This is a genomic window from Cobetia sp. (genome assembly GCF_983723665.1).
The window spans coordinates 1-8581 of the sequence record NZ_CFDJES010000002.1 but is presented as its reverse complement, the minus strand read 5'-3'; the positions used below and the strand labels follow the sequence as shown (position 1 = coordinate 8581).

Below are 8581 nucleotides of genomic sequence, written 5' to 3'. Positions count from 1 at the left end.
GCGCGGAGCTTGCGCGGCTGGCGGCCTGCCCCACGGGGACGGGCGACGGCCGACTTGCCGAGCATCTGCTGGCGGCAGGTGCCGGGGCCGTGCTGGTCACCGGTACTGATCCTGTCGAGCGCGATACTGATTCGCTGGCTGAGCCGTCGGTGATCCATCGTCTGTATCGCCGTGACCACGCCACGCTCGCACTGGACTGCCCGCGACTGACGGGCAGCTTCCATGGCAGCGGCTGCACGCTGGCCTCGCACCTGGCGGTGCGTCTGGCGCGCGGCATGGCGTTGCCATCGGCATGGCAGGCTGCCCAGCAGGCCACCTGGCAGAGTCTCGTCGATGGCCAGCAGCGTGGGCGAAAAGGCGCGCTGCCTGAGGCCCAGTTTCTGCCCTGGCGATAGCGCTATTGCCCCTTTCGATGCCGGCACCCCTTGCGCTCGCGCGGCTGCAACTCACCCGTGAGTCGCGTTAAGCTGTCGCCATCGATGGCATTCGGGTTATCCACACCCCCTTGCCGCCCCGAGGCTATCGGGCCGTTTCATCGCCTGTGGACAAGCTGCATTCACGTTATCCACAGCGTCTTTGTGTCTGATCCCCCTTTTCTCCATTTTCGCGGCCGATGGCCGCTCGCCGCTTATCAAGAGGTATGTCATGACCACGTCCGCTGCCCAGTTCGAACGCGCCAGCCGTCATATTCCAGGTGGCGTCAATTCGCCGGTCCGCGCCTTCAAGGGGCTGCATCGTCCGCCGGTGTTCATCGACCATGCCAAGGGCGCGTATCTGTTCGATGTGGAGAACACGCGCTATATCGATTACGTCGGTTCCTGGGGGCCGATGATCACCGGCCACGCCGATGAAGATGTGCTCAGCGCCGTGCGCGAGCGTCTCGAGAGTGGTCTGTCCTTCGGTGCGCCCACCGAGATCGAGTCCGAGATGGCCGAGCTGATCTGCGAGATGCTGCCGAGCCTCGACATGGTGCGCATGACCAACTCCGGCACCGAAGCCACCATGTCGGCGATCCGCCTGGCGCGGGGTTTCACCGGCCGCGACAAGATCGTCAAGTTCGAGGGTAACTATCACGGTCACTCCGACTCGCTGCTGGTCAAGGCCGGCTCCGGCGCGCTGACCCATGGCGAGCCCAGCTCCCCGGGCGTGCCGGCCTCGCTGGCCGAGCACACCATCACGCTGGACTACAACGACGCCGAGGGCGTGCGTCGTTGCTTCGCCGAGCTGGGTGACGAGATCGCCTGTATCATCGTCGAGCCGGTCGCCGGCAACATGAACTGCATCCCGCCGGTTCCGGGCTTCCTCGAAAGCCTGCGTGAAGTGTGCGATGCCCACGGCAGCGTGCTGATCCTCGATGAGGTGATGACGGGCTTCCGTGTCGCCCTGGGTGGCGCTCAGGCGCATTACGGCATCACGCCGGACCTGACCTGCCTGGGCAAGATCGTCGGCGGCGGCATGCCGGTGGGTGCCTTCGGCGGCAAGCGCGAGATCATGCACCACCTCTCGCCGCTGGGGCCGGTCTACCAGGCCGGGACGCTGGCAGGCAATCCGCTGGCGATGGCCGCTGGCGTCGCGCTGCTGCGCAAGCTCAAGGCGCCCGGCTTCCACGCCGAGCTTTCACGCAAGGTCGAGATGCTGTGTGAAGGCCTGGAAAGCCGTGCCAAGGCGGCAGGCATCCGTCTGATTACCCAGCATGCCGGTGGCATGTTCGGTGTCTTCTTCACCGATGACGCAGAGGTCAGCAATTTCGCCTCCGCCACGCGCTGCCGTCAGCAGGATTTCGTGACCTTCTTCAACGCGATGCTCGCCGAAGGTGTCTATCTGGCGCCGTCCGCCTATGAAGCCGGCTTCATGTCCGCGGCGCATACCGATGCTGATATCCAGGCCACGCTGGATGCGGCCGAGCGGGTCTTTGCGCAGATGTCCGCATCGAACTGAGTGCGACGCAAGACAGTACCTGAGTCCGCGGGTTGGCCAACGCAGACAGGAACCCGCTCGGCAGGCTGCCGGGCGGGCTGCCATCCGGTACACTTGTCGCCAACGATAGCGATTGCGCTAATGACCTTATAGCCAGCTTGCCTTAGCGGAGATGACCTTGAGCCAGGCCTTGATTCGAGCCCTTCACACAGCCGATTGCTTCGATCACCCCGTGAAGGATATCGAAGTGCACGAGACGCATATCTCGTGGATCGTGCTGACCGGCGACTACGCCTACAAGATCAAGAAGCCGCTGGATTTCGGCAGCTTCCTGGATTTCTCGACCCTTGAGCGCCGCAAGCTCCTGTGTGAACAGGAAGTGCGCCTCAACCGCCGTCTGGCACCGACGCTGTACCTGGATACCGTGGCGATCTCGGGCACGCCCGAGGCTCCGCGCATCGGAGACGACAGTGCTGTCTTCGAGTACGCGGTCAAGATGCGCCAATTCTCCAATCGCCATCTGTTCAGCGCCCTGCAGGCCAGTGGCGAGCTGTCGCTGGAATTGCTGGACGATCTGGTCGACCAGCTGGTGGCCTTCCACGAGCAGGCCGAGCGCATCCAGGGCGATAGCGAGCTGGGTAGCCCGCAGATGGTCAGTCGTACCATCGACAACGAGTTCGAGCTGATTCGTCCGCGCCTCGGTGATGATGCCGAGGCCATCAAGCGACTCGCGCTGCTCAAGCAGTGGACCGAAGAGACCTTCCAGCGCCTCAATCCCGAGTTCGAGCGTCGCTGGCAGGAAGGCTTCGTGCGTGAGACTCATGGCGATATCCATCTGGGTAACGCCGTGCGCCATGAAGGCCGTGCCCTGCTGTTTGACGGCATCGAGTTCAATGAAGAATTGCGCTGGAATGATGTCGGTTGTGACCTGGCCTTCCTGGTGATGGATCTCGAAGCGCGTGATGAGCAGGCCTTTGCCCATCATGCGCTCAACCGTTATCTCGAGCTCTCCGGCGATTACTCGCTGGTGCGTCTGCTGCCGTACTACAAGATCTATCGCGCACTGATCCGGGCCAAGGTGGCGATGATTCGCTATCACCAGCCTGACCTGTGTGAAGCGGATCGCGCCGATGTGCTGGCCGAGTACGAGCGCTATATCGGGCTGGCGGAGCGCTATAGCGAGATCCGCTTCCCTTACATGATCATCGGTGTGGGTGTCTCCGGCAGTGGCAAGAGTCGCTTCACCGAAGAGATGGTGCGTGAACTGGGCGGTGTACGCATTCGCAGCGATGTGGAGCGCAAGCGTCTGTATGGCTTTGCGGCGGATGCCGATACCGAGTCCGGGCTCAATGGCGGCATCTATACCCCCCAGGCCACCCATGCGACCTACGAGCGACTCTCGAATCTGTCAGCCACGCTGCTGGAATCGGGCATCCCCGTCTGCATCGATGCCACCTGCCTGAAGAAGGTGCAGCGTGATCGCCTGCGTCATGAGGCAGAAGCCCGTGGCCTGCCGGTGCTGATGATCAGCTTCGAGGCCGATGACGAGACGCTGCGCAAGCGCATCATCAAGCGTAGTCAGCGCAGTGGCGAGGCTTCCGAAGCGGGTCTGGAAGTGCTCGACAAGCAATTGGCCAATCGCGAGCCATTTGCGCCAGAAGAGCATGGTCAGCTGGTCCATATCGACACGACAGCGCCCAACGCCAATGTCACCTTGGCTCGCCTGATTCGTGAGCAGCTCAGGCTGCATTGAGACGAGCGATCGTTGTCATGGGGCATGGCGGAATGACCGCCATGCCCTTTTTTGTATTGCATAGTGCGCTCCCGAGTGAGCCTTGGCTTTGGTTGGGAAGCTATGCATCTGGAAAGGAAATATCATGCGCCAACAATGCGTAAATACCGCCGCCGCTGCCATCAGTCTGGCACTGCTCGCGGGCTGCTCCAGCCAGCCGACAACCGCTGATCTCATGCGCGGTCAGGCTGAGGAAGCCAAGGCCGTCGCCAAGGTGCGTGATCAGCTGGCCGATAATTGGGAGAGCGGCAAGTCTCTGGTGGCCGCGGGTGAGAAGCAGATCGTCAGTGGTGAGAATCTGGTCAATGATGGCGAATCCAATATCGCCAAGGGCCAGGCGCTGATCGACAAGGGCAATGGTCAGATCAAGAAGGGCAAGGCGCGGATCGCCAGCGGTAACAAGCAGGTCAGCAAGGGCCGTCAGATGGTGGATGAAAGCCTTGAGAGTTATCGCAAGTCCTTCCCGGAGAATGTCGTGACACCGCCAAAGAAGTAACTTGCCGCTGCGATAGATGTTTCGCGGCTGGTACTGGAAGGCCGCTGACAACCCTGTCAGCGGCCTTTTTCATTATGGGGATCCACCGAGCGGAAAAACGAAAAACCCCGCTTGCGCGGGGTTCTGTAAGACATCCTGGCTGGGGCGTGATCAGTACTGCATCACGTTGGCTACGTTGCCACCGCCAGTCTGGGTGATGGTGGAAGAGTTGGTGAAACCAGTCTGCGTCACATTGGCAGTATTCGGCGCAAAGCTCATGAAGCCGCCAGCCTGCTGCAGAATGGTGGATTCGTTATGTCCGCCTACCTGCAGCACGGTCGCACTGTCGTTGTAACCGGTCTGGGTAATATAGGACTCGTTATCAACCGCCCAAACCTGCGTGACATTGGCATCGTTGTTGAAGCCGCTTTGCTCAGTCATGGCCAGATTGCCCAGGCCAGCCTGCTTGATATCAGAATCATTGAAGGCACCGCTCTGAATGACCATGCTACGGTTACCGTAACCGTACTGGTCTATCTCGGAGTCATTGTGGAAGTCAGACTGAGATACGCTGGCACGGTTGTAGCCACCCGCCTGATTGATATCGGAATCGTGTGACTTGTCGCTTTGCATGACACGAGCTCGCTGATGCTTGCCGGATTGTGCGATGTCCGAGTCACTGAAGGCCCCCGTCTGCATGACACGTGCCTTGCTGTACTTCCCGCTCTGTAACACGCTGGAGTCATGGTAGATGCCGCTCTGGCTGACGGAAGCGACGTTGTAGTCACCGCTCTGTTCGACATCCGAATCATGGCCGAGGCCCATCTGGGTCACGGTCGCTTTCTCGTGACTACCGCTTTGCGTGGCAATGGACGAGTTGAAGGCGCCTGTCTGGGTCACGGTCAACTCATTGAAACGACCACTTGAGTTCGGGCCGCTATCGCCTTGCTTGGAGACGGAGTTGTTGCGCAGGCCTTCCTGGGTGATGGTGGCCGTGTTCTTGAAGCTTTTCTGGTCGACATCAGCGTGGTTGCGGCGGCCATCCTGGTAGACAGTTGCTATCTGTGCCTGCCCCCTCTGCAGGACATCCGCCATATTGGCCAGGCCTTGCTGGTTGACACTGGCAATGCTCGCGACGCCGCTCTGGTAGACAGTGGCGCCGTTGAAGGCCCCTGTCTGGTCAATATCACTGGTATGCTCTCCGGCGTTGAACGGGTTTCCATTGCGATCACCTTGGGTGACCGTCGCGCCATTGGCGAAACCGGTCTGATCGATGTCGGAAGCATTGTCCACTGCCATCGCATGTGAAGAGAAAGCGACAGCGGCAGCCAGCAAGCTCATTTGGATTTTCATGGTTTGTTCCCTTGTGTAGATCGTTTTTTGAGTTGTGTTTTTATTATTGATTTTCTTCTGGTCGTGCATCCCCTGACATGATGACGGTCTGGTTTTTCGTGATCCGCGACATCATGTTGTACTGCTACTGCTCTTTTGTGCCCTTTCCAGAAGGTTGTGTTCGTCATGCAGGACTTTTGACTACATGAAAGCGAGAACACCTCCTGGCTAAGCAAAATCCATATTGTCGATTCGACGAAAGCGAATATTCAGCCACCACCTTCACAAGCATCATCGTCATAGAGCGATGTCATGCGAGCCATCGTGGTAAAGATCACTGTTGTATGACCTGGACACGCATATGGCCCCGTGAATATTGAGTGATACTTGCCGGTACCTGACTACTGGCCTGTTGTAGAAGCGTGGCGCTTCCCCCGATGCCTGTCTGCTGAATGCTGGCGCTTTGCCCAACACCTTGCTGAATGATCAGCGCATCATGATATTGGCCATGCTGAAGAATGCTGGCTTCATGCAGGGCACCCTCTTGCAGCGTGTATGCCGTGTTTCCATTGCCATATTGATCGACACCTGCTTCATTCAGGGCACCGCTCTGGTCAATCAATGAGGCGTTGCCATTGCCATGCTGAGCGATCATCGCTGTGTTGTACGTGCCAGATTGCTCGATGACGGCCACTGAGTGGCTGCTTCCCAATTCGGAGGTGGTCGCCAGGTCATTGGCCAACACCCACAAGCTGAATGTCAGTGATGAGAAGAAAAGGCAGGCCTGTAGCATTCTTCTTTGTTGATGCTTTGCCGAAGCCATGGCGTGAGTCCATCCAGGTGACCGTCTAAGTGCTCTAACTATTGGTCTTTATCGAGGCCATCACCATCAGTCCTTTTCGGGTTTATGAGGGCTAGAGCTTGCTACTTATAATGTCTTGCCCAATAGCGGTGAGTAATGACAAAGGGTGGCCAGATTTTCAGCACCGTTCAGGGAGGTATTACTGTTGACGGTATTAGGCGCATGATATTTCATGCTTTGTTGTTTTATTTATTTCTTATGTTTTGCGCAGACACGAAAAAAGGCAGCCACCTCTTGTGAGGTGACTGCCTTTTGAGGGAAAGATAAACACCGCGAATACCAAGATGCTCTCTACGGGGTCTTGAATGTGGGCTGGCTCTACAACATCGGGGTCGGGGCTTGCAGGTAATCCATCAGCTCTGATGTCTGAAGGCTGTCCGGGTCCTGGAGAACCCAGAGCTGGCGTTCGACGCCTTGCGCAATCAAGTGAATCACGGCAGATTCGATGGCGGACATGACCGCCATCTGTACGGGTTCATTGCTGGTATACCCCGCTTCCATCTCCAGCAAGCGACTGAAATCGATGAAGCGATAGACGCCCGCCCTCAGCTCGCGTGAGTAGATCGTCTTGCTGGTATTGACGTTGGCGATGACCTGCCCCGTGGTGATATCGACAGCGCGCAGATTGACCGTCACCTGGTCCACCTGATACTGACCAGAGGCGCCGATCCCGAAGTATTCCGCGCCCGCCCCGCCTGTTCTGACATTGGAGTCAAAGGCAATGATGCCACCCTCGAACAGCAGGTTGGCGGCTTGCAACGCGGCAAGATCATTCTGTCCCGTGCGCTCCATGTTGGCGCGGATGATCTTGCGCTCTGTCAGCAGGTTCTGCAGTCCCACGCGCTCGAGTGGGATGAACCAGCCGGAGTCCGACAATGCGGCGCTCAGCATGGCGGCGCCACCCTGGGTGACCGCCGTAGAGAAGGTACTGGCAGGGGCAGGCCGGTACTGGCCCGTCTGGTCACGGAAGTCATAGATGGCGACCGGAATACGCCCGGCGGGAGGCGGCAGACTGATCAGGTCTTGATAGGTGGCGGTTCTTGGCATCAAGGTGCTGGGCACCCCTTCAAGACCCTGGGTATTGGCGACCATCGGCGCACAGCCTGCAAGCGCCAGGCTGGCAACGGCCAGCATGGGAGTGAGTATCTTCATTGGACGAAACCCTTCATCAGTAGCGGATCAGAATGTATTGCCTGATGTGCCGAGGTTGATGACGGTGGTTTCACCTGTGGCGCGGTCAAGCACCTGCATGGAGAAACCGCCATTGCCGTTGCTGACCACTTCAATGCGCAGCTGCGCACTGTCGATCACGCTGGAACGGCCGGGTTCCGTAGCTTCTACGGCGTCGGTGATGGCATCAGAGACCAGGCTGTTGCGCAGGTCATTGATGAAGATTTCGGTATCGGAGAGGCTATCGAAAGAGTAGGCATCAGGATCCTCATGGGTGTCCTGGGCCTGGGCCTTGCCAAGCAGGTAGCTGCCATTGAGAGGGTTGCCACCGAAACTCGGGTTGATGGGCTGATAGATGAGTTCACCGGCATATAGCGGCATCGCCGACAACAGCAACGACACCGCGAGTGTCTGATGCTTCATGATGTTCCCCTGTTCCCTTGCGTATTGTCAGGGTCTCCGTGTCCGGAGCCCATTTATTATGTCGGTCTTCAATACATCAGAATTCGTCACCGGCCATGTCCGGGTCGTTGCGCAGGGCTTCCATGACCTTGCGACGCAGGAACTGGTCGGAGACGCTTGATACAGCGGCGCTGGCGTACATATCCACGTCATTAAGGCGCGGAGGGAGCGTCGCTTCATACAGAACGTTGTTGCCTTCGGTGATCCAGATGAGGCTGCCCCAGCGTGCTGAGGGGCGTTCATGGATGCTGAGGGATGTGTTGCGGATGGCTGGGCTATCGAGGCGTTGCTGGCTGAACTGGCGGAAGAAGGTCTTGCCGATCATGGTCATGGTGCGATCGATCATCACGCCGCTGAGACCGTCGGAGAGCGTGGGACGAGTGCGCTGGATGGCGACCCCATCTTCCCCCTGACGGCGAGCCTGCTGCTCTTCACTGGCAACGGATACCTCGGGTCGCACCGCCTCCGGCGCGGATTGCGCGAAGGCGGGCGACAGACTGAAGCATGTCAGTCCCCAGGCGACCACCTGGCGGCTTGTCATGCCCCGACCGTTCACGACATCTGTGCTCTG

9 protein-coding genes are annotated in these 8581 nt (G+C 58.9%); 4 read left to right on the top strand and 5 right to left on the bottom strand.

The genetic code is table 11. From position 1 onward, the window contains the following. From AC4FAH_RS00400 to AC4FAH_RS00385, 4 genes are all read left to right on the top strand, one after another. The coding region (locus AC4FAH_RS00400; RefSeq protein WP_490245539.1) for a bifunctional hydroxymethylpyrimidine kinase/phosphomethylpyrimidine kinase at positions 1–395 on the top strand (395 nt) is incomplete at its 5' end. Positions 396–645: 250 nt separating this feature from the next. Further along, positions 646–1938, top strand: coding sequence for a glutamate-1-semialdehyde 2,1-aminomutase (gene hemL / locus AC4FAH_RS00395; RefSeq protein WP_043331681.1), 1293 nt, complete (start codon positions 646–648; stop codon positions 1936–1938). Between the two features lie 211 nt (positions 1939–2149). Further along, positions 2150–3670 carry a bifunctional aminoglycoside phosphotransferase/ATP-binding protein gene (locus AC4FAH_RS00390; RefSeq protein ID WP_225347450.1) on the top strand — a complete coding sequence of 507 codons (1521 nt, stop codon included), beginning with the start codon at positions 2150–2152 and terminating at the stop codon, positions 3668–3670. Positions 3671–3794: 124 nt separating this feature from the next. Then, a complete protein-coding gene (locus tag AC4FAH_RS00385) occupies positions 3795–4205 on the top strand; it encodes a hypothetical protein (protein WP_215823642.1) in 411 nt (136 codons plus the stop codon). A 150-nt stretch (positions 4206–4355) separates the two neighbouring features. Here the strand turns inward: AC4FAH_RS00385 and AC4FAH_RS00380 are convergent, their stop codons facing one another. The 5 genes from AC4FAH_RS00380 to AC4FAH_RS00360 form a co-directional block, all read right to left on the bottom strand. After that, complete coding sequence (locus tag AC4FAH_RS00380) at positions 4356–5537, bottom strand: hypothetical protein (protein ID WP_287024683.1); 1182 nt, start codon at positions 5535–5537, stop codon at positions 4356–4358. 313 nt (positions 5538–5850) lie between these two features. Continuing rightward, the gene (locus tag AC4FAH_RS00375; protein ID WP_153636733.1) at positions 5851–6339 is read right to left on the bottom strand and encodes a hypothetical protein; all 489 of its coding nucleotides are present in this window, start codon (positions 6337–6339) and stop codon (positions 5851–5853) included. 357 nt (positions 6340–6696) lie between these two features. Continuing rightward, positions 6697–7530, bottom strand: a complete 834-nt coding sequence (locus AC4FAH_RS00370) for a CsgG/HfaB family protein (protein WP_043331673.1) — start codon at positions 7528–7530, stop codon at positions 6697–6699. Between the two features lie 27 nt (positions 7531–7557). Next, positions 7558–7971, bottom strand: coding sequence for a curli assembly protein CsgF (locus AC4FAH_RS00365; RefSeq protein ID WP_043331671.1), 414 nt, complete (start codon positions 7969–7971; stop codon positions 7558–7560). Between the two features lie 76 nt (positions 7972–8047). Then, positions 8048–8581 (bottom strand): CsgE family curli-type amyloid fiber assembly protein (locus tag AC4FAH_RS00360; RefSeq protein ID WP_490245538.1); only part of this gene is annotated, 534 nt, incomplete at its 5' end.

Bases quoted from the DNA above. Each gene is read 5' to 3' on its own strand.
- AC4FAH_RS00380 (WP_287024683.1), bottom strand. From the start codon at position 5,537: ATGAAAATCCAAATGAGCTTGCTGGCTGCCGCTGTCGCTTTCTCTTCA.
- AC4FAH_RS00375 (WP_153636733.1), bottom strand. From the start codon at position 6,339: ATGGCTTCGGCAAAGCATCAACAAAGAAGAATGCTACAGGCCTGCCTT.
- hemL (WP_043331681.1), top strand. From the start codon at position 646: ATGACCACGTCCGCTGCCCAGTTCGAACGCGCCAGCCGTCATATTCCA.
- AC4FAH_RS00370 (WP_043331673.1), bottom strand. From the start codon at position 7,530: ATGAAGATACTCACTCCCATGCTGGCCGTTGCCAGCCTGGCGCTTGCA.
- AC4FAH_RS00365 (WP_043331671.1), bottom strand. From the start codon at position 7,971: ATGAAGCATCAGACACTCGCGGTGTCGTTGCTGTTGTCGGCGATGCCG.
- AC4FAH_RS00385 (WP_215823642.1), top strand. From the start codon at position 3,795: ATGCGCCAACAATGCGTAAATACCGCCGCCGCTGCCATCAGTCTGGCA.